The following is a 24,928-nucleotide window of genomic DNA, read 5'->3' on the forward strand; positions in this document are numbered from 1 at the left end:
CGCGGCGCGGACGTCCGGTTTTGTCCCGCCCGGGCGATCAGGAGTGTCCGGCGCTCTTGCCGCACCTGTCCGACGGGACTACGGTGGCGTCTTCTCGCGTGCGCGGCGAAGGGGTCCACGATGGTCAGCGCCACGGAGGCCGGCTCCGGAAATACACCACCGACCGTTCATATCCTGTGGATGAATGGCGGGCTGAGCTGCGACGGCGAATCCGTGGCGCTCACCGCGGCCACCCAGCCCAGTATCGAAGAGATCGTTCTCGGCGGGCTTCCCGGCCTCCCGGAGATCGCCATGCACTGGCCGTTCCTCGATTTCCAGAGCGGGCCCGACGGCGGCCGGGACAGTTTCATCGAATGGTGGCACCGCGCGGCCCGCGGGGAGCTCGACCCGTTCATCCTGATCGTCGAGGGGTCGATCGCCGACGAGACCACCAAGACCGAAGGCTTCTGGAGCGGCTTCGGCACCGACCCCGAGACCGGCCAGCCCGTGACGGCGAGCGAATGGCTCGACCGGCTGGCTCCCCGGGCGATGGCGATCCTGGCGGTCGGCACCTGCGCCAGCTACGGCGGAGTGCACGCCATGGCGGGCAACCCGACCGGCGCGATGGGCGTGCCCGAGTACCTCGGCCGGGACTGGCGGTCGTGGGCCGGGCTGCCGATCGTGTGCGTGCCGGGCTGCCCGGTCCAGCCGGACAACATGTCCGAGACGATCCTGCACCTGCTCTTCCAGGCGTCCGGGAGTGCGCCGGAGATCGACGTCGACGAAGCGCTGCGGCCGAAGTGGCTGTTCGGCAACACCGTCCACGAAGGCTGCGACCGGGCCGGCTACTACGAACAGGACGAGTTCGCCGACCGCCACGACTCCCCGCGCTGCCTGGTGAAGCTGGGGTGCTGGGGCCAGGTGGTCCGGTGCAACGTGCCCAAGCGCGGCTGGATCAACGGCGTCGGCGGCTGCCCGAACGTCGGCGGCATCTGCATCGGCTGCACCATGCCCGGGTTCCCCGACAAGTTCATGCCGTTCATGGAGGACCCGGCCGACGCGGGGGTGCCGACGGCGACGACCAGCGTGGCCGGGTCGGCGATCCGCATCCTGCGCGAGATCCGGACGGCGGGGGACCGGTGACCCCCGCCGCCGGGGCCCGCCTCGGGACGCTGCTGGCCACCCTGCTCGCCGGGGAGCACCGGCGGTCCGCGGAGGAGCTCGTCCGGCAGCTGACCGACCTCTACGGCGACGGCCTGACCCGGGTGGTCGCCGCGCTGCGCGAGCACGCGCCGGACCTGCTCGACGCGATCGCCGCCGACGACGTCGTCACGGACCTGCTGGTGCTGCACGACCTGCACCCCCTCGACGTGGCCGAGCGCGTCCGGCTCGCGCTGGAGCGGGTGGGCGGCGACGCCGGGTACCTGGGCCTCGACGGCGGCGTGGCGCGCGTGTGGCTCGGCGGCGGGTGTTCGGGTGTGCCCCAGGCAGTGGTGGAAGCCGCGGTCCGGGACGCCGCTCCCGAGGTCACCGGCGTCGAGTTCGTCACGGCGTTCTACCAGATCGGCGTGGGACCGCCGGCGGGGCGGGCCTCATGAGCGTCCACAGTGGATCCTTCCCGGCCGTGCGGGAGCGGCGCGCGGTGCGGCCCGAACGCTGTGAGCTGTGCGGGACGCCGGTGGCCGGCCGCCACGGCCACGTCGTCGACACCGGCCGCCGCGGGCTGCTGTGCTCCTGCAGGGCGTGCTTCCTGCTGTCCACCCGGTGCGCGAGCGGCGACCCGCGCTACCGCGCCGTGCCGGAGCGCTACCTGTGGGACCCCGGGCACCCGGTCGCCTGCCTCGACTGGCGCCGGCTCGACGTCCCGGCGGGGTTCGCGTTCGTCCTGCGCCGCGGCACGCGCGTCACGGCGTTCCAGCCCGGCCCGGCCGGCGCCACCGAGACCGTGCTGCCGCTCGAGCTCTGGGCGGACCTCACCGCGGGCCACCCCTTGCTCGCGGCGGCGGAACCCGAGGTCGAGGCGATCGTGTTCCGGGGGACCGAGCGGATCACCGAGTGCTTCCTCGTCCCGATCGACGCGTGCTACCGGCTCGTCGGCGCGGTCCGCCGGTTCTGGGCCGGCCGCGACGGCGGGCCCGAGATGCGGGCCCGCGTCGGCGAGCTGTTCGCGGAGATCGCGTGGCGAGCACGACCGCTGTGCGGGGGCGACGACTAGGCTGAACGGGTGGACGAGCCGACCGCCCCGCGCATCCTCCTGATCGAGGACGCCGAAGCGATCCGCGTGCCGGTCGAGGCGGCGCTGACCACCGCCGGGTTCTCGGTGCGGGCGTGCGCCGACGGCGCCGGGCTCGAGGGCGAGCTGACCCGTGCCCGGCCGGACCTCGTGGTGCTGGACGTGATGCTGCCCGGCCGGGACGGCTTCGAGCTGCTGCGCGTCATCCGGCGGCACTCGGCCGCCGGGGTGGTGATGCTGACCGCCCGCGACGGCGTCGAAGACCGGCTGCGCGGCCTGGGCGAAGGCGCGGACGACTACGTCGTGAAGCCGTTCGTGCTGGCCGAGCTGGTCGCGCGGGTGACGGCGGTGCTGCGCCGGACCGGCCGCACCCGGCCCACCATCGAGGTCGGGGAGCTGGTGGTCGACGTCGAGGGCGGCCGGGTCCGCTACGGCGCCGCCGACGTCGAGCTGACCTCCACCGAGTGGAAGCTGCTCGTGCACCTCGCCGAGCACCGGGACCGGGTCGTCACGAAAACCCAGGTTCTCACCGCGGTGTGGGGTTACGGCGACTACGCGGCGAACCTCGTCGAGGTCAACGTGAGCACGTTGCGCCGCAAGCTCGAGGCGCACGGCCCGCGCGTGGTGCACACGGTCCGGGGCCAGGGGTACGTCCTGCGCGGGGACCCGTGACCGGCCTGCGGACGACGTCGCTGCGGCGCCGGGTCACCGTCACCGTGCTGGTGGTCCTGGCGGTGGTGCTGGTCGCCGTCGGGCTCGTCGTCGACACGGTGTTCCGCGCGCAGGCCGAGCGGGACGTCAACGCCGTGCTCACCGCGCGGGTCCAGCTGGCCCAGCAGCTGGCGAAGCAGAACGTGGCGCCGCAGAACCTGCTGCGGCGCCTGGAAACACGCGGGGTGCGGGCGTCGCTGGCGCTGCCCGACGGGACGTTCCTCGGCGCGGCCGACCTGCCGGCCGACGATCGGATCCGCCAAGTGCGGGCCACGCTGTCCGGGCCGGCGCGCGTCGACGGCGCGAAGCTGACGCTCACCGCCGACGAGTCGCTGATCGCGGCGGCCGAGCAGAGCCTGCGGTGGGTGCTGCTCGGCACCGGTCTCGGGGCCCTGCTCGTCGCCGCGGTCGCGTTGCTGCTGGCCGTCCGGTTCGCCTTGGCACCGCTCGACGCGACGACCCGGCTGGCCCGCACGATCGTCTCCGGCGGGCGCGGCGGGCGGCTCGCGCCGGAGCGCACCGGCACCGAGCTGGGCCGCGCGGCCGCCGCGTTCGACTCGGCGCTCGACGCCCTCGAAGGCGCGGAGCGGGCGGCACAGGCGTCGGAAGAACGCACGCGCCAGTTCGTCGCCGACGCGGCCCACGAGCTGCGGACCCCTTTGGCCGGGATCCAGGCGGCGGCCGAGGCGCTGCTCCAGCAGCCGCCCGACGCGCCCGCGGAGCAGCGGGAACGGTTGCAGCTGCTGGTGGTCCGCGAGTCGCGGCGGGCCGGGAAGCTGGTGGCCGACCTGCTGGACCTCGCGCGGCTCGACGCGGGCGCGCAGCTCGAGCGCGCGCCGGTCGCCTTGCTCGATCTCGTGCGGACGCAGGCGGACCAGGTGCGGCTGACCGCGCCCGACGTCGTGGTCGAGGTTTCCGGGCCGGACACGCGGGTGCTCGGCGACCGCGCGCGGCTCACCCAGATCGTGGCGAACCTGACCGGCAACGCGGTGCGCGCGATGGACGGCCGCGGGACGCTGACCGTCGAGGTCACCGGGGACGGCGTCGTCGTGTCCGACACGGGTCCGGGCGTGCCGGGCCCGGACCGCGAGCGCATCTTCGACCGCTTGGTCCGCCTCGACGCGGCTCGCGGTGGTGAAGGCGGCTCGGGCCTGGGACTGCCGATCGCCCGCGGGTTCGCCCGTGCGCACGGCGGCGACCTGTGGTGCGAGGCGGCACCGGGCGGGGGAGCGCGCTTCCGGCTGACCGGTCTGCCGCCCGTCAGGTGAAGAGGCCGTCCATTCGTCCACTGTGGCCGGGCAGCACCTTGCCCGCGTCCGTGCCCAGCACGTCCTCGACCAGGCTCGCGTAGACGTCGCGGAAGTCCGTGGTCAGCTTGAGGTCGCCGTCGTCGAGGTCGGTCAGGCTCGGCTCCGCGCCGTGGAAACCGCCCTTCACCTTCGAACCGAGGACGAACACCGGGCCCGCGGTGCCGTGGTCGGTGCCCTGGCTCGCGTTGGCCGTGACCCGGCGGCCGAACTCCGAGTACACCAGCACCGTCGCCTGCTTGCCGCGATCGGACTTCGCCAGCCGCTGCGCGAACGGCGTCAGCGCGCCGTCCAGTTCGGTGAGCAGGCGCTGCTGGGTGCCGCGTTCGTCGGCGTGCGTGTCGAACCCGCCCAGCGACACCGAGTACACCCGCGACGGGACGCCCGCTTCGATCAGCCCGGCCACGACGTCCAGCTGCGCGGCCAGCTCTCCCTTGACCTTGTGTCCGTCCTTTGTGGACGAACCGAGGGTCCGCACGGCCCGGTGCAGGTCGTTCACCGATCGCGCCGCGCGTGCCTGCCAGAACCCTTCCCCGGCCTGACCGGCGCCCAGGCCTTCGAACGCCTTGCCCAGCGCGCCTTCCGGCAGCTTCAGCCCGCCGACGGGCAGGGACGCCGCGGCCGTCCGCTCGCCGGCCAGCATCGGCGGCAGCACCGGGTCGACGGACACCGCGCGCAGCGGGTCGTCGCCCGTCGCGTCGAGCCAGCGGCCGAGCCAGCCGGTCGGCACCGACGTCTCCGGCGACGCCGTCTGCCAGATCGCCATCGACCTGAAGTGGCTGTGGTCCGGCTTGGGGTAGCCCACGCCGCGCAGCACGGCGAGCTGCCCGCCGTCCCAGAGGCTCTTGAAGCCCTTCATGCCCGGGTTGAGCCCGAGGCCTTCGCCGAGATCGAGGACTTCTTCGGGCTTGTACGCCAGCTCGGACCGGGCGTTGAGGTAGGCGGAGTCGCTCGCCGGGACGACCGTGTTGAGCCCGTCGTTGCCGCCGTAGAGCGTGACGACGACGAGCACCCCCGCGCCCGGGTCGAGCGGGTTCTCCCCGGCGGCCGTCATGAGGTGACCCCAGTCGACCTGGGTGGCCCCGGCGGCGAGCGCCGCCGCGGCCGTCACGCCGGTCGCGGTGAGGAACCGGCGTCGGTTCACCTGCTGCACGATCGTCACCCGCTCACTGCGTATTCGGGGGCACAAGCGGCCACTGTGGACAGTTGACGGACATTCCCGGCGACGCCGGCCAGCGCGGCCCGGGTCCGGTCGGACCAGGCGTCGACGCCGAGGAGGTCCCCGATCGCGGCGACCTTGTCGCGCGCCTTCGTCACCGCGCCGAGGTCGGCGTGTGCGGTGACCTGCTGCGCGAGGTGCAGCCGCGCGACGCCCGCGGACGTCGTCAGCCAGGCCCCGCCCGCCGCCCAGCCGCCGACGCTGGGTGGCTGGAACGGCACCTGGCCCATCCCGCGCAGCCCGGTCAGCAGCTGCGCGCGGGTCTTGTCGTCGAGCTTCCCCGGCCGGACGCCGAGCGCCCGCAGCAGGCCGGCCAGCCACTCGACCGGCTGCTTGACCAGCGACGTCGCGCTGTCGTGGAACGCCGGCTCGTCGGTGACCGCGCGCAGCAGCGCCCGGATGTCGCGGCGGCTCCCGTAGGCGGCGACCAGCCGGTTGAGGACATCGGCGGGCGGTGGGGCCGAGGACACGAGCCGGAACCACACGCGCCCGGCGACGAACGCCGCCGACTCGGGCCGGCCCAGCACGAGGTCGGTGAAGGACTCCGCGTCGAAGTCGCTGCTCGCACCGAGGATCTGCTTGACGCCGTCGTCGTGCCGCTTGGCGACCAGCCGCGCTCCGTCGGCGTCGCGCTGGGCGGACCAGCCGGTGAGCGCCCGCGCCGCCTCGCGGACGTCGTCCTCGGTGTAGTGCCCGACGCCGAGGGTGAACAGTTCCATGAACTCGCGGGCGAGGTTCTCGTTGGGCTTGCCCGCTTTGTTGCTGTTGCCGTCGAGCCAGAGGAGCATCGCCGGGTCGACGACCATCGCGCGGGCCAGGTCGGTGAAGCTGCCGAGGGCGTGGTCGCGCTGGGTCCGGTTCTGCGCGAGCATCAGCCGCGGGCTGCGGACCTTCTGTTCACTGGTGGCGAAGTGCCCGTGCCAGAACCAGGTGAGCCGTTCGACCGACGCGACGTCGGCGGCGGCCATCCGATCGAGCCACCAGCCGACGGCTTGCGTGGCTTGGGCCTGCACCTGTTTCTTCGTCTGCTGTTTCGCGGCCTGGTCGGCGTTCTTGCCGGGCTTGTCCGGCGGCGGGCCGAGGTCGGGCATCGGCGTCGCGGCCGCCCCGGCGTCCGGGCCGGCGCCGAGCAGCCGATCGCGGGTCTCGGCGAAGCCCCGGTCGAGATCCCCGGGCCGGGGCCCGAAGCCGAGGCGATCGTGCAGCCGCCGGACCGCCGCGCGTTCGGAGAGAACCACCATGCCCCCGATCCTGCGGCGCGCGACCTGGTGACGGCGACCGGCGAGGGCGTTTCTTAAGGCGATCCACAGCTGCCAGCGGCCCCGAGCTCGTTCGCCGTCGTGCCGGTAAGGTCGGCGCCGGCTTCGACGGCCGATCCGACCAGGGGAGCGCATGGACATCAGTGACGAGGACTACCTGTGGTTCGCCGGCCGGGCCCTCGACGGCATGGCGGCGATCCTCGCCGAGCTGGGGGACGACCGGGCCAACCGGCGGCCACCGCTGCCCGGGGCCAACTCGCCCTACGTGATCGTCACGCACTGCCTCGGCGTCCTCGAGTTCTGGGTCGGCTCGCTCGTCGCCGGCCGCGCGGTGGAGCGTGACCGGGAGGCCGAATTCACCGCGTCCGGCCCGGTGGACGCGCTGATCGCACGGGTCGCCGCCGCCAAGGACCGGCTGCGTGCCGACCTGTTGGTGGCCGAGTCCGCCGCGCCGCCGCGCGCTCCGGCGCCCGTCAAGTACGCCGGGACCCCGGCGGGCCGGTCGCAAGGCGGTGCGCTGCAGCACGTGTACGAAGAACTGGCGCAACACCACGGTCAGCTCGAGCTGACCCGCGACCTCCTCCGCTAGAGCCGATCGGCGAGCATCCCGGCCAGGTCGAGCATCCACGGCGTCACGTACTTGCCTTCGTAGCGGCACTGGAACTGGGGGCCCGGCGTGAAGGTCCGGTCCAGCGGCACGCTCCGGTGACCTTCGCGGGCGACGCCGGCGGCGTGAACGGTGGCGCGGCCCGCTGGGTGGTGGTCACCGCGGTCGTGGCCGGGCGGTCGTGGACGTCGGCGGAGGGGCCGGTGCCGGGGTCGAGCAGGCGGTGCCGGCCAGTTTCATGACAACCGCGACAGCGGCCCCGGATCTCCCCATTTCGCCAACGCAGCCCGAAAACGGCGCACTACCGAGACCGGAGCGGGACCTCCCGGATCCGCCACGCCGCGACGACCGCGAGCGCGGCGACGAATGCGGCGACGGCGAAGATGCGCGACATCCCCGTCACCAGCGGGCCGCCGGCCAGCAGCGCGCCGAATGCCGACGTGCCGACCGCGCCGCCGATCGTGCGGAACATCGTCGTGTTCGCCGTCGCCACGCCGATCTCTCCGGCCGGTACGGTGTTCTGGGCGATCACCGTCATCAGCTGCGTGCTCAGGCCGAGCCCGGCACCGACGAGCACGAGCGCGCCGCTGGTGAGCCAGATCGGGGTGCCGGCGTGGCCGGTCGCGAGCACGGCGCACCCCGCCGCCATCGCCGAAGCCCCGATGATCGGGAAGATCCGGTACCGGCCGGTCCGGCTGCTCACCCGCCCGGCCACCTGCGACGCGATGACGACGGCCAGGGTCATCGGCAGCAGCAGCGTTCCGGAGCCGGACGCCGAAACGCCCTGCACGGTCTGCTGGAACAGCGGGACGAACGTGATCGTGCCGAAGCTGACCACGCCGACGACGAAGACCACCGCGGTCGTCAGCCGGATGTTGCGCCGCGCGAACAGGCTCAGCGGCAGGACAGGTTCGCTGCTGCGCCGTTCCACCGCGACGAAGGCCGCGAAGGCCGCGACGGCGATCGGCAGGAGCACCGCCACCGGGCCCGTGCCGGTGGTGAGCAGCAGCAAGCCGGTCACGGCGGTCGTGAGCAGCAGCGCGCCCGCGACGTCCAGGTGCACCCGGCGCCGGGGCGCGGACGGCACCACCAGGACGACCGCGGTGGCCGCGAACACCGCCAGCCCGAGCGGGAGGTTGAGGTAGAAGTTCCAGCGCCAGCCCAGGAAGCTCGTCACCAGACCGCCGAAGAGCGGGCCGCCGATCTGCCCCGCGGCCATCACGCTCGCCGTCAGGCCCTGGTAGCGGCCGCGTTCGCGGGGCGGGACCAGCACCCCGATCAGGGACAGCGCGCCGACGGCCAGCCCGCCGCCGCCGAGGCCCTGGACCGCGCGGAACGCGATCAGCTGCGTCATGTCCTGGGCGAACCCGCACGCCACCGAGGCGACCGTGAAGAGCGCGATCGCACTCAGGTGCACGCGTTTGCGCCCGTGGAGATCGCCGAGCTTGCCCCAGATCGGCGTCGAAGCGGCCGTCGTCAGGGTGTAGGCGGTGACGACCCACGAAAGCCGGTCGAGGCCGCCGAGCTGCCCGACGATCGTCGGCATCGCGGTGCCGACGACGGTCGTGTCGAGCATCGCGAGCAGCATGCCGAGCAGCAGGACGGCGAACGCCGCGCGCAGCCGTCCCGGGCTCATCGGCGGCGCGGGCACGTCGAGGGGTGGTGGGGAGACGACCATGACGGTTCCCCTCAGACGCCGAGGACGAGGTCGGCGACGCGGTCCGGCTGTTCGAGCTGCGGCTGGTGGCCCGCTTCGCGCACGACCGTGAACTCGGCGCCTTCGTCGTTCTCGCCGGCGAAAGCCGCCGCGAAGGCGCGTCCGTAGGACAGGTCGGCGATCCCGTCGCTCTCACCCCAGACGACCCGCACCGGCAGCCGCACCGATTCGAGCCGGGCCCGCAGCGCGGGGTCGTGCATGTACGGGTCGCCCGCGTACCCGGTCAGGGCGGCGGCGTTGCCCTGCATGGCGGCGAGGCGCTCGGGCGGCAGCAGGGACGGGTCCGTGCGGAACCGGTCGGGGGAGTGGAAGACGTGGTCGGCGAGCTTGTCCGGCGGGATCGCCGACAGGTCGGTGATCGGGTGCCCGTCGACGGTGATGCCGACGGCGTCCAGCAGCACGAGCCGGTCGACGCGGGACGTCTCCCCGGCGTCGCGGGCCGCCTGCTCGTCGACGCCCATCTGCGCCACGATCCAGCCGCCGACCGAGTTGCCGGCGACGAGGACGCCGCCAAGGCCGAGTTCGCCGAGCAGCCGCCGGAACGTGCGGGCCAGCCCGGGAACGTCGGTGACGCCACCGGCGGCCGGGGTGCCGTCGAAGCCGGGGATGACCGGCGTGAGCACCCGCGCGCCGCGCGCCGCGAGGAGCGCGGCCAGAACGGCGACCGAAGCCGGGCCCGCGCCGCCGTGCAGCAGCAGGACCGGCCGGCCGGCACCACGTTCTTCGACCCGGACGACCAGGTCGTCGTCGAGCCGGACGTCGGTGGTCACCGGCGTCTCGCTCGCGTAGGTCGTCGCCGGTTCCGTGTGGTAGCGGGCCATGAGCTCGGTGATTTCGTCGCCCCGCGCGGGCCGGCCGGCCTCTTCGGCGAACGCGCGCAGGTCGCGGAAGTACTGGACGTACAGGTCCGGGGTGAAGGTGTTGAGGATGACCGCGGGTTCGTCGCCCGGGTTCGCGAAGGTGTGCGGCGCGCCCGGCGGCACCATGACGAGGCTCCCGGCGGGAGCGTCGTGGCTCTCTTCGCCGACCGTGAAGCGGACCGTGCCGCGCACGACGTAGAAGCCCTCGTCGTGCTGGGCGTGCCGGTGCTGCGGCGGGCCGGGCGTGTGCGGGGCGACGACGATCTCGCCCAGGCCCAGCCGGTGCCCGGTGGTGCTGCCGTCCTCCAGGATCCGCAACCGGATCGGGCCGGTCATGGTGATCTCGCCGTCTTCGGGCCCGACGATCGCGATGCGCGTCATGCTGCTCCTTGTGAGAGTGAACTATCACGAGGAAGGTAGACCCTCATCTAGCGTTCGTGCAAGTGCACTCTTATGATGAGAGCCGGCTCGGGTCACGGAAGGCGGCGACGATGGACGGCGGACGGGTCAACCAGAAGCGGCGGACGCGCAACGCGATCCTGGCCGCCGCGACCGAGCTGGTCCGCGACGGCCGGACGGTGACGATGCCCGAGGTCGCCAAGGCGGCGGAGGTGTCCGAGGCGACCGCGTACCGGTACTTCCCGGACCTGGCGAGCCTGCTGCGGGAAGCCGTCGCGGGGACGCTGTTCGACCCGGCCGAGGCGCTCGCACCCCTGGCTGACCGCGTGGATCCCGTCGCCCGCGTCGCCGCCGCGACGGAACACCTGCTGCGCCACGTCCTGACCCACGAGGGCGCAGTCCGCGCCATGATCGCGGCGACGATCACCCGCCCCGCGGACACGGCCGCCCGGCCGGGGTTGCGCTTCGGCCTCATCGAGGCGGCGCTGGCCCCGCCGGCCGAGCTGGGCGGGATGGCCGCGCCGGAGCTGGCTCAGCTGAAGCGTGATCTCGCGGTCGTCATGAGCGCGGAGGCGCTGTTCGGGCTCACCGATCTGCACGGACTGCCGGCCGGGGAGGCGGTGGACAGCATCGTCCACACGGCGAGCGTGCTCACGCGGGCCGCCCTCGAGAGCTGAGGCCGGGGCCCGTCGGTTTGCCGCTTTCGGCCCACCGTGACCGTCGTCTCATCGTGGTGTGCCCGGGCGGCGTACTCTCGGACCGTGCAGATGCCGACACAGGGCGACAGTGAGCCGGTTTCGCCGGCCCGCTGCCGGGGTGCGGCCCGCGCGGAGCGCGCGTCGTGACCGCCGATCCGAAGGCCGCCCGCCGGGGTTACGACCACGCCGCCGTCCGCTACCGCTCCGATGCCGACCTGCTCGCCGTCGCCGTGCCGTTCCTCGAAAGCGGGCTGGCCGCGGGCGAGCCCACGCTCGTGTCACTGGAGCCGGAGCGGGCCGAACTGGTCCGCCGGGCGCTCTCCCCGGCGGCGAAGACGCAGTACCTGTCCACGGACGACTTCTACGCCCGGCCCGCTGCCGCGATCAGGTCCTACCGCGACCTGATGGCCGGGCTCGTCGCCGACGGGGCCGGGGGCATCCGCATCTTCGGCGAGATCCCACGCGCCGCCATCGACACGTCGTGGGACTGGTGGGCCCGGTACGAAGCCGCGGTCAACCACGCCTACGACGAGTTCCCGCTGCGCAGCGTCTGCGCCTACGACACGCGCACCACCCCGCGGCACGTGCTCGACGACGTCGCCCGCACGCACCCGTTCGTCGCCATTCCCGGCGGGCAGCGCCGCAACGCCGGCTACATCGACCCGCCGGCCTTCCTGGCGGACCCGCGGCCGATGACGCCGCACCCGATCCAGCACTCCGCTCCGCTCGTCGAGCTCGCCGACCCGGACCCGCCGACCGCCCGCCACGCCGTGCTCGGCATCGCCGGGACCGACCTGCCCGCCGGTGAGATCGACGACCTCGTCCTGGCGGTCAGCGAGATCGTCGACAACGCGGTGCGCTACGGCCGCCCGCCGATCACGATGCGGATCTGGGCCGACGCCGGCCACGTCGTGGTGACCGTGCACGACACCGGCGAAGGCCCCGCCGACCCGTTCGCCGGCCTGCTGCCGGCCGCCCGCCACATCGGCGGCCGCGGGCTGTGGATCGCGCACCAGGTCTGCAGCCAGGTGACGCTGCACCGCGACGAGACCGGCTTCACCGCCCGGCTCACCGCGGGCAACCCCTGGCGCCGCTGAGCCGGCCCGCCTACCGGCTCACGGAAGTCCGGTGGACGCGCGGGGGATGCGTCGTCCCGCCGTAGTGGGTGGCCCCGAGCGTCACGGCGGCGACGAGCACGGCGGCACCGCTGGCCGTCACGATGCGCGCCGGGGTGCGCAGCCGCGGCCGGGGGCGGGGGATGTCGGCGGAGGTGTGGGACAGGTTCGCCGTGGCCCACCGGTAGCCGTGGGCGAGCGAAAACGCCAGGGTGGCGCCGATGATGAAGAAGTCGGCGACGTTGAAGGTGTACCGGCCGACCGGGACGAAGTCGATGGCGCCGCGGACGCTGCCCGGCGCCGTGAGGTGGTGCAGCCCGAGGCGGTCGAGCAGGTTGCTGATCCAGCCGCCGATCGCCAGCGCCGCCGGCGCCCGCAGGAACGCCGGGTGCCGACGGCGCAGGAGGAGCAGCACGGCGGCGGTCAGCAGCGCGCTGCCGGCGAGGTCGAGCACCGCCCCCGTCACCGGACCGGCGTACCAGGCCCCGACGACCGGCCCGACCAGCGGGTTGCCGCCGAAGTTGATGTGCGCCCGTGGCACTTCGCGCCAGGCCCACGCTTTGGTCACCTGGTCCACGACGACGACCAGGATGAGGGCGAACGCGGTCCACGGCGGCCGCGAGACCCGCGCGCCGGGAACTGCCGCTTCGAGCCGGGTGGTCCCGGCGGTGCCGTCGGAGCTCATGGTTTCCTCACAGCCCGGGCTCGGCGACCACGGGCCGTGGCCCGGACGGGCGGCGACGGGGCTGCGTGGATTCGCGGGGTTGGTGAATACCCCACCGGCGGCGCCGTCAAACATCGCGTTCGGGAATCAAAGTGTCCATTGTGGACGTGAGGGGCGCTGCCCGGGGCCGGTGAGCCACGGCGGCGCGGTTCGAGCGGCCGCCGTGATCCTCAGTCGGCGATCTTGAGCAACGGCGCGTCCCGGGAGATCTCCCGGAAGCCGACGCCGTGGTAGAGCCCGCGGGCCCGGGGGTGTCCGGGCGCACCGAGGCAGGCGACGGTCGCGTGCCGCGCGCCCGCCGCCCGCGCCCGGTGCAGGCCGTGCAGCATCATCGCCCGGCCCAGCCCGAGGCGCCGGTAGCCCGGGTGCGTCCCGACCGGCTCGAACTCGACGGTCTCGTTCACCTCGTCGAGCCACAGGATCGCCGACGCCGCCATCGTCCCGTCCGGCGCTTCGATGAGGATGTGCAGGTCGCCGCGGTACGCCGGCGTCCGGCGGACGCCTTCGTAGGCTTCGGCCGTGTACGACGTCGGAGTCCACGCGTGCACGTGGGCTTCGACCGCGGCCGCCGGCCCGGCCTCGTCCGCGGTGCGGAAGCGGAATCCCCGCGGCAGCACCGGTTCTTCGATGTCGACGAGGTCCCGCTCGGTGAGCTGGGTCCACGACCCGGTGTCGCCGAGGGCGGCCGGGTCGGTCTCGTAGCCGTGCGCCGCCCAGCGCTCCAGCGCGAACTCGTCGCCGGCACACGGCAGCACGGTGCGCTCGAGGTTCTCCGCCGTGGCATCGAACCAGGTGATCACGTCGTCCACCAGGCCGGCGTGCTCCGGGTGGACCTGGTGGGCGAGGTACGCGCCGGTGACGTCTTTGACGGACCCGTCGGTGCGCCGGACCCGGCGCGGGAGCTGGGCCCAGCCCCACGCCACCAGCTCGCCGTCGGAGAACCACAGCCGTCGCCGCCAGCCGGCACCGTCGGCGGCGTGCCCCCGGCCCCAGTTCCAGGCCAGCTCGCCGTACGACGCGTCACTGTTCACCAGCTCCGGCCGGGTGGCGGTGATCCGTTGCGCCAGACCCTGCATGAGCTCGACGTCGTCGGCGGTCAGCAGTTCGGCGGTCACCATGGTCAGCCACTGTGTCAGGACGCGGGGAAGCCGTCGAACCGATTTCGGGGCAGTGTGGAGCGGGCTACCGGGTGGACCGGGCTACCGGCGTTCGGGGATGCCCGCGAGGACGGCGCCCAAGCTCGGCAGCCAGCGCTGCTGCGGGTCCGGCGCCGACAGCCACTCCGTCGCCGCGTCCACCCGGCGGGTGCCGACCGGCAGGGGGAGCAGCGTGCCCCAGGCCAGCACCTCGACGGTGCGGGGCAACTCCGAACGCGAAGGGATCAGGCCGTCGGTCTCCGCGAGCAGCGCGACCCGCGGGCCCTGCTGGGTGGGGAGGTGCATGGCCGGACCCTGGCAGCCCGTCGCCGCCAGCCGGGCCAGGACCGGGCCGGCGCTGAGCTTGGGCAGCGTCACCGCGCAGATCCCGTTCTCCAGCGCCAGGAACGGGTGGACGCCGCGCCACTTCACCGGCCAGCCGAACAGGCGGCCGTAGAAGGCGTCGACCCGGTCGCCCGCCGGGTCGCCGGTCACGGTGGTGCTCGTCGGCACCTGCTGGTCGAGCGACATCGTCGACGCCTTTCCGCGGGGTGGGGTGGGGCAGCGACCGCCAGCCTAACGGCACTCAGTGCCGCTAGCAAGGGCGGCTGCTACCGTCCGGCCATGACGGATTCGCCGCGCCGCGCGCCGGCCACCCGGGTCGGGGCGACCCCCGCGGGCCGGCGGCAGCTGCGCCGCGCCCTCGCCTCCGCGGCCGTGGACCTGTTCGCGGCCAACGGTTACGAGGCCACCACCGTGGACGACATCGCGGCCGCCGCCGGGGTCGGGCGCCGCACGTTCTTCCGGTACTTCGACGCCAAGGACGACGTCCTGTTCGCCAACCACGACGAGATCGTGGCGGAGATGGAAGAGGCCTTCGCCGCGGCCGATCCGGGCCGCGACCCGGTCGAGGTGGCGTGCGCCGCGGTCGGCCTGGTGCTCGACTCCTACGCCACCGACCTCGACGTCTCGCTCAAGCGGTTCGCCCTGACCCGCACGGTTCCCTCGTTGCGGGACAAGGAGGTCGCGACCGTCGACCGCTACCAGCGCGTGCTCGCCCGCTACCTGCAGGCGCGCTACGAGGAGCAGGGCGACGAGACGGCGAGCCTACGCGCGGCCGTGGCCGCGGCGGCGATCGCGGCCGCCAACAACCACGTCCTCCGGCGCTGGCTGCGCACCGGCGGCACCGGCGACATCAAGGCCACCGCCGCCGAGGCGTTCGCGCTGGTCATCGACGCGTTCCGGGCTCCCGGTGGCGACGAGGCCACCGTCGTCGCGGTCCTGACGACGGCGACGCCCTTGCGCGAGGTCGTCGCCCGGGTCGGCGAAGTCCTGCGCGGCTGAGCACCACTGGCACTGAGTGCCACGGCGGCGGAAAGCGGTTTACACTCGATCGGTGGCGAAGCGGAAGAACGTCAAGCCGGCGCCGTTCCCGGAAGAGAACGGCGGAGTTCCGTTCAACGCCTCGGGCGTGGTGCGGACGGGCACCCGGCGGTTCGCCTTCGTCGACAACAAAGACCCCACCGCGTTGTTCGAAATGACGTTCGACGCTCCCGTGGAGACCGTGGAACGGATCCACCGGCGCCGGCTGATCGGCGCGGGTGGCCTGGGTGACCCCGAAGGTCTCACCCGGGCCGACCGGGACGGCGAGACGTTCCTCGTCGTGGCTTCCTCGCTGGCGGTCGCGAAGGCCGGGCGGCGGGTCGACGACGGACTGGTGCGCGTCCGGTACCGCCCCGACGGGGACCTGCCGGCCGAGCCGATGGACGCGTTCCGCGAGTGGCTGCTCGAGCACATGCCGTCCCTCGCCGCCGCCGGACGGCTGGAACCGGACGCGGGCGGGCTGAACGTCGAGGGCCTCGCGTGGGACGCGGGCGCGTTGCTGTTCGGCCTGCGGGGACCGGCCGTCCCCGGCCGCGTCGCTATGGTCCGCGTCCCGGTCGACCTGGGCGGGCAGTGGACGACCGGGTCGCTGGGGACGCCGACGCTGCTGTCCATCGGCGTCCCCCGATCGGCGGCGCCGCAGGGTATCCGCGACATCTCGGGCGACGAGCGAACCGGCGGCCTCCTGCTGCTGCTCGGCCGGTCGGCCAGCCACGGCGACGCGCCGTTCCGGCTCGGCACCTGGCGCCGCGGAGACGACAGCGTCCGGCTGCTCGACATCACCTTCCACCGGACCGCGAAGCCGGAAGGCGTCACGACGTTCTCCCTCGGCGACGAGCGGAAGATCCTCATCGTCGACGACGGCGGCGGTTACGCGGTCCTGTGAATCAGGAGAAGTACAGTTGCGACGCCGTGGCGTCCTGGACGACCCGGGGCCGCCCGCTCGCCGTGGGATCGGTTCCGAAAGCCACGTTCGCCCCGGTCCGGACGCTCGCCAGCGTGAAATAGCCGCTGAAGGTGAAGGGGTCGTCCGGCGGGGCGACCGGCGTGACGGAGAATTCTTCGGCGTGCTCGGAATTGTCCGCCGCGCGTGTGCCGAGCAGTTCGTGGCCCTGGCTCGACGTCGTCGTGCTCGCGTGCAGGAACCGCCCGGTTCCCTTGGCGGCGAGCGACTTCCCGGTGCCGAGAACGTCGAAGCACCACAGATCCGCGTCTTCGAGCCCGGCCGGCCGAGGCCGGTGGACGACTTCGAAGCTCCCCGGATCCGCCGGCACGGCTTCCGCGGAATCGGCGTGCATGCACTCGTTGGTGATGTCCTCGCGGACGTAGGCGCCGTCGGCCCCCGGCAGGCCGCCGCAGAGGTAGCCGGCGGAGGTGGCGAGCCGGAGCTGCTTGCGCACCGTCGTGACCTGGGTGGGCACGTCCGGCACCCCCAGTCCCGTGAGCAGCCCCGCCATCCGTTCGAGCAGCGGCTTGAGGACCTTTTCCTGGGTCCGGTGGCCGAACACGCTTTCGCGGTAGGCGCGGATCTGGCCGATCAGCTGGGCCCGGCGGCCCGGGTCGTCGCGCACCAGCTTGGCGAGCAGCCCGGCGGTGTCGAGCCGGAAGTGCCGGGCGGGCTGCAGGGTCTGGTCGAGGCCCCACGGAATCATCTTGAAGCGGACGTCGCCCAGTCCGGGTGCGGCGACGGCGTCCACGTCGTTGTACACGTAGGTGTTGTTGGTGTTGCGGGAGTAGCCGTCCCAGTGCTTGAGGAAGAACTCCATCGCGTAGACCTTGACGAACTGGTCGAGGTCGAACACCTCGCTCGCGCCCGCCAGCCCGTGCGCGGCGATGTGGTCGATGGCCAGGCGCAGGTCGGCCTTGTCCTCGAACTCCGACAGCGGTTCCACGCCGATGAGATCGAACCGCTTGCCAACGAAGTCGTCCTGGTGTTCGAGCTCGTACAGATTGCCTTTCCGGTGCTTGAAATTGCGCTCGATGTACCGCGGCATGATCGGCTCGACGTTCACGAAGACGCCGGGGGCGGTGACGCCGGCGACGCCCTGGCCGATCGGGGTGCCGTTCACGAGCACCCGGGCGAAGTTGCCGCGGGAATGGGGGAGACCGGCGAGCTCGAACAGTTTGTAGCCGAACAGCTGCCGGACGAACGACAGGTCCTGGACCGAGTTGTTGAGCGTCAGGTACCGCGAACCGATCAGGTTCTGGACCGGCGCCTTGTTGGCGTCGAGGAACTTCCCGAAGTCGATGTGCAGGCACGGTTTGTCGCTGTTGATCGAGCCGCAGAAGGACTTCTTCTTGATCCCCACGTCGGAAAACGACGTACGGGCGGGGAACCGCATCCCGGATATCGCGACCGACGTGGCTTTCCGCCAGGTGTAACGGCTGCCGCCGGCCCAGTCGAAGTTGCACGTGCCGCCGGCCGGCTGTTCGGTGCGCACCGCTTCCCAGTCGGCCGCGGGCATCGTGATGTCGATCGTCAGCACATTTTCGATCTCGTAGAGGGAATCGAGTGCTTGCTGTTCCTGGTCGCCCATGCCGCCAGTGTACGACCGGGTTTCCGTGATCGGGCGCGCGGAAAATTCAGCAATGAATTTTATGGTCGCGCTGTTTCCGGTGGCTGTTTCACCCGGCTCGGTGGACGGCGGTGATGCCGGCGAGCACGAGGTCCACCCCGGCGAGGAACTGCTCGCGGTCGTCGTGCCCGCGCTGCTCGGCCGCGATCTCCCGCATGAACGGGTATTCCTGCGCGTCCAGCTCCTCCCAGGCGTCCGACACCGCGTCGAGGAACTCGGCCCGGTTCGTGTGTGCCGCGCTCTGCGCGTTCGCCGCGTTCTGGCCCGCGGCGCCGAGGATGTAGCTGACCAAGGCCGACGTCGTGGTGAACCGGTGTCCCGCGGGCACGCCCAGCGACCGGACCCGCCGGCCGATCGCCTCGAAGATCCGGGGCGTCACCGAGCCCGACGGGCTGCGGGAGAACTGCAAGGCGAGCTGCGTCGCCAGCCACGGGTGCCGCTCGATCGCCTCGAACAACCCGAGCGCGACCGCGCGGATCTCGTCGGGCGGCGAGCCGGGGGAGCCGACCGCCAGCGCCGCGGCGACGACGCCGTCGGTGGCCGCGGCCAGGAGCTCGTCCTTGTTCGCCACGTGCCAGTAGATCGCTCCCGCCCCGGTCTCGAGGCGTTCGGTCAGCGTCCGGAACGTCAGCCCGGCCTCGCCGCCCGCGTCGAGCAGCTCGACCGCCGCCTCGACGATCCGGTCCCGGCTGAGTGCTTCGGTGCGCCGGCGGGTGCGTGGTGTCATGCCTCATCTTGACATGTCTGGAACGCTGTTCCAATATGGAATGACATTCCATAAGGAGGCATCATGAACGTCACGATCATCGGAGCCGGTCTCGGCGGGCTCGTCCTCGCCCGCGTCCTGCACGTCCACGGCATCGCGGCCACCGTCTACGAGGCCGAAGCGTCCCCGGCCGCCCGCAAGCAGGGCGGCCTGCTCGACATCCACGAAAAGACCGGTCAGGTCGCCCTCGAAGCGGCCGGCCTGACCGACGGGTTCCGCGGGCTGATCCTGGAAGGGCACGAGGCCACCCGGATCCTCGACCGCGACGGCTCGGTCCTCTACGACGAGCCCGACGACGGCACCGGAGGCCGCCCCGAAGTGCCGCGCGGCGAGCTGCGGCAGCTGCTGCTCGACTCGCTGCCGGATGGCACCGTCCACTGGGGACACAAGGTCACCGGCGTCCGCGCGCTGGGCGGCGGCCGGCACGAGGTGACCTTCGCCGGCGGCGCGACCGTCACCACGACCCTGCTGGTCGGCGCGGACGGCGCCTGGTCGAAGGTCCGGCCGCTGCTGTCGGACGCCGTGCCCGAGTACATCGGGCGCTCGTACGTCGAGACCTTCCTGTACGACAGCGACACCCGGCACCCGGCCGCCGCGAAAGCCGTCGGCGGCGGGGCCCTGCTCGCGCCGGCCCCGGGCAAGGGGATCCAGGCCCACCGCGAAAAGGACGGCACGCTGCACACCTACGTGGCGCTGACCGAGCCGGTGGAGTGGTTCGGCGACTTCACCGACGCGGCCGCCGCCGTCGAGCGGACCGCGCGCGAGTTCGAAGGCTGGGCTCCCGAGCTGACCGCGCTGATCACCGACGGCGACACCGCACCGGTGCTGCGCCCGCTCCACACCCTGCCGGTCGAGCACCGGTGGGACCGCGTCCCGGGCGTGACGCTGGTCGGCGACGCCGCCCACCTCGCCACCCCGAACGGCGAAGGCGCGAACCTCGCCATGCTCGACGGCGCCGAGCTGGGCAAGGCCCTGGCCGCACACGACGACGTGGAGACCGCCCTGGCCGAGTTCGAGCGGGCGATGTTCCCCCGGAGCGCCGAGTCGGCCGCCGACGGCAACGAGCTCCACGAACTCCTCTTCGGCGACGACTCACCCCGCGGCCTGCTCGCCATGTTCGCCCCGGAAGGTCGGTGAACCCGCGCGAACGCCGTCACCCCGGCGTCGGTGCTCACCGCGGCCGCGGAGAGCACCTCGGCGGCCGCCGCGCCGATGCTGCCCGTCCCCGTCATCCCAGGGGTTAGCCTGCACTGCCGCTGTCCGATGTGGACGGCGCTCGCCGAAGTGGCCCACGCGGTCGACGAGCTGGGCGGTGACGGCGTGACGATCGAGACCAACGCGGGCGGGCGCTACCTCGGCGACCCGGCCTTCGCTCCACTGTGGACGGAACTGGAACGCCGCCGGACGCCGGTGTTCGTCCACCCGACGTCGCCGCCGCACGCCGGGGCGATCGCGCTCGGTCGGCCGCGGCCGAGGCTGGAGTTCCTCTTCGACACCGCCCGGGCCGGGAGCGACCTGGCCTTCACCGGAACTCTCCGGCGATACCCCGCGGATCCCGTGGATCTTCACCCACGGCGGCGGCGTGCTGCCGCCGGTGGCCGAACCTCTGGAGCTGTTCCGCACCGCGTCGGCCGGGAACGCGGGCGGCCCGACGGTCCCAGAGCAGGTCGCGACCTGTGGTTCGACATCGCGGGAACGTCTTTCCCGCACCAGGTTCCGGCGTTCGAGCGCGCGTTCGGCACCCGGCGGCTGCTGTACGGCAGCGACTTCTGCTGGACCCGGTCGGCGCTCAGCTGGCGACCATCGACGCGGCCGTCCAACTGACCGGGACCACGTGGCGGGAGCTCACCACCTGCGCCGCCTCTTCCCGTGGCTCGCCGGTCCGGGCTCAGAGTAGTTCGCGGCCGGCGCGGAAGAACGCCGTCACCTCGCCGTCGAGGTCGCGCAGCGGGCGGGCGGCCCCGAACGGCGCGTTCCAGAACTCGCCCTCGCGTGCCTCGAACGGGCCGACGTACGCGTAGGGCTCGCCCAGGTAGCCGTCGCCGGGGGAGACGCCGTAGTTGACCTCGTCGAGGACGATCGCGACGTCGAAGTGCTCCGGCCACAGCACCGGCGTGCTGCCCGGGGCGAACGCGCGCAGCGCCCGGTCCCCGGTGGCGAAGGCCGCGAGGAGGCTCTTCAGCGCGTCCGCGGCGAAGGTGATCGTCTCCTCGGGGCGGACTCCGGGACCGCCGGAGTAGACGCCCGCGGGCTCGCCCGCCTCGAGCCCGGCCTCCGCCGCGACGTCGGCGTAAGTGCGCCCGGCCAGCGGCATTCGGGCGGAGTCCGTCACGAGCTCGGCGCCTTCGACGCGCAGCGCGGGTCCGGCGACGGTCGCGAAACCACCTTCGGCCACCTGGAGCTCGATGCGCTCGGTCGCGCGGTGCTGCGGGCCGGCCAGCAGCAGTTCCGCGACGCCGTGCAGTGATCGCCGAGTCGGTTCCCAGTCCATCCCGGAGACGTTACCGGGCGACCTGCCCCGGAGCCGCCGGCACCGCGTTCGCCTCCCGCAGGGTCGGGCGCAGCGCGAGGACGACCGCCGTCGTGACCACCAGGTGCATGAGCATCAGCCCGACGACGTTCGCGGCGGTGGCCCCGGCGTTGAGGATCAGCAGGTCCGGCACCCAGGTCAGGACGAGGACCGCGGGGACGACGACGCGCAGCGCCTTCGGGGCCCGGCGGGCGATCAGGATCCAGCCGGCGGTGCCGAGGAGCAGTCCGAGCACGGTCGCCGGCAGGTAGGACGCGGCGTTGAGGCCCATGCCGATCCCGCCGTCGTCGAGCGAGGACGCCGTCAGCGCGATGGCGGTGTTGACGGCGGCGGCCGCCACGACGGCGACCCCCAGGCGAAGGGCCGTGGCGGGCGTCCGGGTGGCGGTGGTGGTCATCGCTCCTCCTTGGGTTGCGTGTTAAACCCAAAGGTAGGTCGAGTTGCGTGTTAAAGTCAAGCGTGGGCGAGCAGGAAACCGAGGAGCCGTTCGACCGGCTCGGCAAAGAAGAGCGGCGTGTGTGGATCAACCTGGCGAAGGTCCTGCTCACGCTGCCGGGCGCGCTGGAGAGCCAGCTGCTTCGGGACGCCGACCTGACGCTGCTGGGCTACATGATCCTGGCGCGGCTTTCGGTCGTGCCGGGGGAAAGCCTGCGGATGAGCGAGATCGCGGAGATGGCCAACGGGTCGCTGCCGCGGATTTCGCACGCGGTGGCCCGGATGGAGGATCGCGGGTGGGTGACGCGGAAGGTGTGCACCGGCCAGGGCCGCCGGTTCACGACCGCGACCCTGACCGACGCCGGCCGCGCGCACCTCGCGGACGCGTCGCCCGCGCACGTGGCGAACGTGCGGCGCCTGGTGGTCGACCCGCTCGGCGACGACTTCCTGCGGCTCGGGGACGCCGTCGAGCGGATCGTCGAGAACCTCGGGCTGCCCACCGAAGTCCTCAAACGGCCGAAAGCCTGACCGGCGACCGCGCCGGCCAGGCCCCGTCAGCGCGGCGTCACGACCGGAGGACGAACCCGGCGACGTCGGTGCCCAGCTGCCGCCCGGCTTCGTGGTCGAGCCGGGTGTGGACGCCCGCGACGATGCGGCTCAGGCCCGCCTCGTCGGCGACGTCCTGGAACGTCGCGAACCGCCGGACCACGCCCGGCAGCGCTTCGGACGTCACGTCCAGGGCCCACCGAGGCCCGTACTCTCCCCGCAGCACCAGGGCACCCGCCTGCGAGACGACGCTGTGCGCGCCCGGGTACGCCGGGTCCGCCGGGGTGGTCGCCAGGCTCGACCAGTCCGGGACGCCGTCCGTCGCCGGGTTCCCGTCCTCGCCGGCCAGGCGGATCGCGGTGATCGGCCGCCAGATCCGGTAGTGGTACTTCGCCTCGTAGAACGCGATCACCGCGTCCGCGAACGCCAGGTTCAGCCGCGCGAACACCCGCGCCGCGACCAGCAGGCCGCTCCGGGAACCGCCGACGACCGACTGGGCGATCTCGTTCCAGTAGTTCCAGATCGGCGCGGCCCAGAACCGCGCCCGCTGGGTCTCGTCGGCGGTGCGGGTGGTGCTGGTGTCGCGCCCGGCCGCCGCGACTTCGCGCACCGCCTTCGCGTAGCGGGCGCCGCCCAGCGCGGGGTAGGGCGCCGGCCGGAACCGGCTCGCCCGGTCGAGCACGAACGGCGTCACCGCGGCCCAGTGGGTGAACGCGGCGGGCGCGAACGCGGGCGGGGACGGCCGGTACTGCCCGGGTGCCGTCCCCGGCGGCAGCACCGGCGGGACCGCGGCCGAACCGTCGTCGGCGCGCAGGCCCAGCAGCAGCCGGGCGACCAGGCGCCCGGCCCGCACCCCGCCCTCGCGCCGCGCCGGATCCACCGCGGCGAGCTGTCCCGCCAGCAGGCTGCCGAACTCGCCGGCCCGGGTGGGGTACAGCGCGGCCAGGACGTCGTGCGCGGACTGAGCGGCGGCGGCTTCCGGGGCCGCCGCACCCGGGACGTCGACGGTGAACAGGTAGGGCCGCCCGGTCCCGGCCGTCGCGACGACCGCGTCGTGGATCGCCGCGTGCAGCAGGGCGAAGGCGCGGGTCGGGTGCACGGTCGCGGGCTGGAGACCGGCCGTGCGCACGGTGGCCAGCAGCTCGCGGTTCCAGGCGACGACGACGTCCGCGCCGCCGCGCCGGGCCGGGGCCGCGGTGGCCGTCGACCGCATGCCGGTGGTGGCGAGCACGGCGGCGGCCGTCCCGCCGGTGACGAACAGGTGCCGGCGCGACATCGATGTGGTCATTTCTCTCCCCGGGTAACTGGATGGTCCACTTGCCGATACGCCCGCCGGTTACGGCGTAACCCCGTCGCGTATCCCTCAAGTGGCGAGAAGAATCGGCAGGGGAGAAGGCGGGCGGTGCCGGTGGCACAGCGGTTCCGGCGCAGACGCGCCGAAGGGGACGACGCGGGCGAAGCGCCCCGCGCGCGGCTGCACGCGGTCGGCGCGGACGTCTACCCGGACTGGGAGGCGGTCTACCGCGACAACGTCGACCGCGTCTACCGGCTGATGTTCTCGAAGGTCGGCAACCGGCCCGACGCGGAGGACCTCACCACGGAGGTCTTCCTGACGGCGTTGCGGCCGTTGCGCGTCTCGGCGAGCGTGGGCGAGGTCCGGGCGTACCTGCTGGCCACCGCGCGGACGGTGCTGGCCGGGCACTGGCGGCGCACGCTCGGCCGGGAGATCACGGCCCTGGACGAGGAGCGCGACATCGCGGCCTTCGAAGCCGGCGCGATCGACCCGCGGACCCCGGCCCGCGCCGAGGCGATCCTCCGTCAGCTGCCCGAACGGTACGGCCGCATCCTGCGGCTGCGGTTCCTGCAGGCGTGCTCGCTCAAGGAAGCGGCGGCGGAGCTCGGCATCACCGTCGGCAACGCGAAGGTGCTGCAGCACCGCGCGTTGCGACAGGCGGCCCAGCTCGCGGAAGGGACGGAGACGTGACCACTCGAGGCGTCCGCCGGTACGTCAAGGACCTCCTGCGCCGGCGCCGGCCGCGCCCGTTCGAGGCCGGCCCCGGTGACGAAGCCGAGCTGCGGACCGCGGTGCTGCTGCGTGCCGCCCGGCCGGGAGCCGGAGCGGCGAGCGAGGAGTTCGTCGCCGGGCTGCACCGGCGGCTCGCCCAGGAGCTCGGGGAACCGGCGCCCGGGCGCGGCGGCACCCGCCGCCGGTTCATCCAGGTGTCCTCGGCCGCGGCGGTGGCGGCCGCGGCGGGCGCCGGCGTCGAGTACCTGGTGACGTCGGGAGGCGAGACGGCGGCCGAGCCGCCACCCACGCCGGAGGAGACGCTGCGGCCCGAGAACGGCCGGTGGCGGGCCGTCGTTGCGGCGCAGGACCTGCCCGAAGGCGGGGTGCTGCCGTTCGACTTCGGCGCCGTGGCGGGGTTCGTCCGGCGTTCGGGCGGGCAGGTCAGCGCGGTTTCGGCGACCTGCACGCACCTGGGCTGCCGGCTGAACCTGGACGCCCCGGCGCGGCGGCTGGACTGCCCGTGCCACCGGACGGCGTTCGCGGTCGACGGCGTGGTCCTGACGCACCAGCTGCCGGTGACGCCGCCGCCGCTGCCGCACCTGGTGGTGCGCGAAGCCGGGGGAGTGGTCGAGGTGCTGGTCCCGCCGGCCGGAGCGTGACCCCCGCGCGTTTCCTGGCAGGGCACCACGGTCACCGGCACCGGGTCGCGCTCGTCCGCCG

The 24,928-nt window shown here is 73.4% G+C and carries 27 protein-coding genes; 15 read left to right on the top strand and 12 right to left on the bottom strand.

The annotated features are described in order from the left end of the window. Window positions 1-120: 120 nt before the first annotated feature. Genes ABZ342_RS14045 through ABZ342_RS14065 form a run of 5 tightly spaced genes read left to right on the top strand, consistent with a single transcriptional unit; the run spans window position 121 to window position 4,191 of the window. A complete protein-coding gene (locus ABZ342_RS14045) occupies window positions 121-1,122 on the top strand; it encodes a hydrogenase expression protein HypE (RefSeq protein WP_360472601.1) in 1,002 nt (333 codons plus the stop codon). Beyond that, window positions 1,119-1,577 carry a NifU family protein gene (locus tag ABZ342_RS14050; protein ID WP_360472604.1) on the top strand — a complete coding sequence of 153 codons (459 nt, stop codon included), beginning with the start codon at window positions 1,119-1,121 and terminating at the stop codon, window positions 1,575-1,577. The genes ABZ342_RS14045 and ABZ342_RS14050 overlap by 4 nt, the downstream gene beginning before the upstream one ends. After that, window positions 1,574-2,194, top strand: coding sequence for a DUF5947 family protein (locus ABZ342_RS14055; RefSeq protein ID WP_360472606.1), 621 nt, complete (start codon window positions 1,574-1,576; stop codon window positions 2,192-2,194). Before ABZ342_RS14050 ends, ABZ342_RS14055 begins: the two co-directional genes overlap by 4 nt. 9 nt (window positions 2,195-2,203) lie before the next feature. Then, entirely contained in the window at window positions 2,204-2,884 is a 681-nt protein-coding gene (locus ABZ342_RS14060) for a response regulator transcription factor (protein ID WP_360472609.1), read from the top strand. Continuing rightward, window positions 2,881-4,191, top strand: coding sequence for a HAMP domain-containing sensor histidine kinase (locus ABZ342_RS14065; RefSeq protein ID WP_360472611.1), 1,311 nt, complete (start codon window positions 2,881-2,883; stop codon window positions 4,189-4,191). The genes ABZ342_RS14060 and ABZ342_RS14065 overlap by 4 nt, the downstream gene beginning before the upstream one ends. On the opposite strand, the gene ABZ342_RS14070 is transcribed toward ABZ342_RS14065, so the two are convergent. Together ABZ342_RS14070 and ABZ342_RS14075 are read right to left on the bottom strand one after the other, a co-directional pair. Beyond that, the gene (locus tag ABZ342_RS14070) at window positions 4,184-5,392 is read right to left on the bottom strand and encodes a DUF1501 domain-containing protein (RefSeq protein ID WP_360472614.1); all 1,209 of its coding nucleotides are present in this window, start codon (window positions 5,390-5,392) and stop codon (window positions 4,184-4,186) included. The two genes, ABZ342_RS14065 and ABZ342_RS14070, sit on opposite strands and share 8 nt — an antisense overlap. Further along, entirely contained in the window at window positions 5,389-6,690 is a 1,302-nt protein-coding gene (locus ABZ342_RS14075; protein WP_360472617.1) for a DUF1800 domain-containing protein, read from the bottom strand. The genes ABZ342_RS14070 and ABZ342_RS14075 overlap by 4 nt, the downstream gene beginning before the upstream one ends. Window positions 6,691-6,841: 151 nt before the next feature. On the opposite strand from ABZ342_RS14075, the gene ABZ342_RS14080 reads away from it, so the two are divergent. Beyond that, window positions 6,842-7,297, top strand: a complete 456-nt coding sequence (locus ABZ342_RS14080; RefSeq protein WP_360472620.1) for a DinB family protein — start codon at window positions 6,842-6,844, stop codon at window positions 7,295-7,297. A gap of 319 nt (window positions 7,298-7,616) precedes the next feature. On the opposite strand, the gene ABZ342_RS14085 is transcribed toward ABZ342_RS14080, so the two are convergent. After that, window positions 7,617-8,993, bottom strand: coding sequence for an MDR family MFS transporter (locus tag ABZ342_RS14085; protein ID WP_360472623.1), 1,377 nt, complete (start codon window positions 8,991-8,993; stop codon window positions 7,617-7,619). 11 nt (window positions 8,994-9,004) lie between these two features. Continuing rightward, window positions 9,005-10,273, bottom strand: a complete 1,269-nt coding sequence (locus ABZ342_RS14090) for an alpha/beta fold hydrolase (RefSeq protein WP_360472626.1) — start codon at window positions 10,271-10,273, stop codon at window positions 9,005-9,007. Window positions 10,274-10,383: 110 nt separating this feature from the next. Here ABZ342_RS14090 and ABZ342_RS14095 point away from each other — a divergent pair, with 110 nt between their 5' ends. Beyond that, window positions 10,384-10,968, top strand: a complete 585-nt coding sequence (locus ABZ342_RS14095; protein WP_360472629.1) for a helix-turn-helix domain-containing protein — start codon at window positions 10,384-10,386, stop codon at window positions 10,966-10,968. A 164-nt stretch (window positions 10,969-11,132) separates the two neighbouring features. Further along, entirely contained in the window at window positions 11,133-12,086 is a 954-nt protein-coding gene (locus ABZ342_RS14100) for a sensor histidine kinase (protein WP_360472632.1), read from the top strand. A 10-nt stretch (window positions 12,087-12,096) separates the two neighbouring features. On the opposite strand, the gene ABZ342_RS14105 is transcribed toward ABZ342_RS14100, so the two are convergent. From ABZ342_RS14105 to ABZ342_RS14115, 3 genes are all read right to left on the bottom strand, one after another. Continuing rightward, window positions 12,097-12,789 (bottom strand): signal peptidase II, encoded by a 693-nt coding sequence (locus ABZ342_RS14105; RefSeq protein WP_360472635.1) that lies wholly within the window; start codon window positions 12,787-12,789, stop codon window positions 12,097-12,099. A gap of 209 nt (window positions 12,790-12,998) precedes the next feature. Continuing rightward, window positions 12,999-13,946: a GNAT family N-acetyltransferase gene (locus ABZ342_RS14110; RefSeq protein WP_360472637.1), complete on the bottom strand. Its 948-nt coding sequence runs from the start codon at window positions 13,944-13,946 to the stop codon at window positions 12,999-13,001. 81 nt (window positions 13,947-14,027) lie between these two features. Continuing rightward, complete coding sequence (locus ABZ342_RS14115; protein ID WP_360472640.1) at window positions 14,028-14,495, bottom strand: glycogen operon protein GlgX; 468 nt, start codon at window positions 14,493-14,495, stop codon at window positions 14,028-14,030. Window positions 14,496-14,588: 93 nt separating this feature from the next. Here ABZ342_RS14115 and ABZ342_RS14120 point away from each other — a divergent pair, with 93 nt between their 5' ends. Together ABZ342_RS14120 and ABZ342_RS14125 are read left to right on the top strand one after the other, a co-directional pair. Further along, window positions 14,589-15,308: a TetR family transcriptional regulator gene (locus ABZ342_RS14120; RefSeq protein ID WP_360472643.1), complete on the top strand. Its 720-nt coding sequence runs from the start codon at window positions 14,589-14,591 to the stop codon at window positions 15,306-15,308. A 52-nt stretch (window positions 15,309-15,360) separates the two neighbouring features. Next, a complete protein-coding gene (locus ABZ342_RS14125; RefSeq protein ID WP_360472646.1) occupies window positions 15,361-16,233 on the top strand; it encodes a hypothetical protein in 873 nt (290 codons plus the stop codon). Between the two features lies 1 nt (window position 16,234). On the opposite strand, the gene ABZ342_RS14130 is transcribed toward ABZ342_RS14125, so the two are convergent. Together ABZ342_RS14130 and ABZ342_RS14135 are read right to left on the bottom strand one after the other, a co-directional pair. Next, entirely contained in the window at window positions 16,235-17,884 is a 1,650-nt protein-coding gene (locus tag ABZ342_RS14130; RefSeq protein ID WP_360472649.1) for a CotH kinase family protein, read from the bottom strand. Window positions 17,885-17,972: 88 nt separating this feature from the next. Then, window positions 17,973-18,650 carry a TetR/AcrR family transcriptional regulator gene (locus ABZ342_RS14135; RefSeq protein ID WP_360472652.1) on the bottom strand — a complete coding sequence of 226 codons (678 nt, stop codon included), beginning with the start codon at window positions 18,648-18,650 and terminating at the stop codon, window positions 17,973-17,975. A 63-nt stretch (window positions 18,651-18,713) separates the two neighbouring features. Between ABZ342_RS14135 and ABZ342_RS14140 the strand changes: the two genes are divergently transcribed. Next, the gene (locus tag ABZ342_RS14140; protein ID WP_360472655.1) at window positions 18,714-19,826 is read left to right on the top strand and encodes an NAD(P)/FAD-dependent oxidoreductase; all 1,113 of its coding nucleotides are present in this window, start codon (window positions 18,714-18,716) and stop codon (window positions 19,824-19,826) included. A 30-nt stretch (window positions 19,827-19,856) separates the two neighbouring features. Further along, entirely contained in the window at window positions 19,857-20,513 is a 657-nt protein-coding gene (locus ABZ342_RS14145; RefSeq protein ID WP_360472658.1) for an amidohydrolase family protein, read from the top strand. Between the two features lie 64 nt (window positions 20,514-20,577). Here ABZ342_RS14145 and ABZ342_RS14150 read toward each other — a convergent pair whose 3' ends face one another. Further along, window positions 20,578-21,180 carry a hypothetical protein gene (locus ABZ342_RS14150; RefSeq protein WP_360472661.1) on the bottom strand — a complete coding sequence of 201 codons (603 nt, stop codon included), beginning with the start codon at window positions 21,178-21,180 and terminating at the stop codon, window positions 20,578-20,580. Window positions 21,181-21,190: 10 nt separating this feature from the next. Further along, the gene (locus ABZ342_RS14155; protein WP_155543177.1) at window positions 21,191-21,616 is read right to left on the bottom strand and encodes a DUF6069 family protein; all 426 of its coding nucleotides are present in this window, start codon (window positions 21,614-21,616) and stop codon (window positions 21,191-21,193) included. 62 nt (window positions 21,617-21,678) lie between these two features. Here ABZ342_RS14155 and ABZ342_RS14160 point away from each other — a divergent pair, with 62 nt between their 5' ends. Then, window positions 21,679-22,182: a MarR family transcriptional regulator gene (locus tag ABZ342_RS14160; protein WP_155543178.1), complete on the top strand. Its 504-nt coding sequence runs from the start codon at window positions 21,679-21,681 to the stop codon at window positions 22,180-22,182. A gap of 37 nt (window positions 22,183-22,219) precedes the next feature. Here the strand turns inward: ABZ342_RS14160 and ABZ342_RS14165 are convergent, their stop codons facing one another. After that, window positions 22,220-23,488: a vanadium-dependent haloperoxidase gene (locus tag ABZ342_RS14165; protein WP_360472665.1), complete on the bottom strand. Its 1,269-nt coding sequence runs from the start codon at window positions 23,486-23,488 to the stop codon at window positions 22,220-22,222. Window positions 23,489-23,602: 114 nt separating this feature from the next. Between ABZ342_RS14165 and ABZ342_RS14170 the strand changes: the two genes are divergently transcribed. Together ABZ342_RS14170 and ABZ342_RS14175 are read left to right on the top strand one after the other, a co-directional pair. Beyond that, window positions 23,603-24,184 carry a sigma-70 family RNA polymerase sigma factor gene (locus tag ABZ342_RS14170; protein WP_360472668.1) on the top strand — a complete coding sequence of 194 codons (582 nt, stop codon included), beginning with the start codon at window positions 23,603-23,605 and terminating at the stop codon, window positions 24,182-24,184. Beyond that, the gene (locus ABZ342_RS14175; RefSeq protein ID WP_360472671.1) at window positions 24,181-24,867 is read left to right on the top strand and encodes a Rieske (2Fe-2S) protein; all 687 of its coding nucleotides are present in this window, start codon (window positions 24,181-24,183) and stop codon (window positions 24,865-24,867) included. Before ABZ342_RS14170 ends, ABZ342_RS14175 begins: the two co-directional genes overlap by 4 nt. The last annotated feature ends 61 nt before the right edge of the window (window positions 24,868-24,928 follow it).

Source organism: Amycolatopsis sp. NPDC005961, assembly GCF_040629235.1.
Lineage (GTDB): Bacteria > Actinomycetota > Actinomycetes > Mycobacteriales > Pseudonocardiaceae > Amycolatopsis > Amycolatopsis camponoti.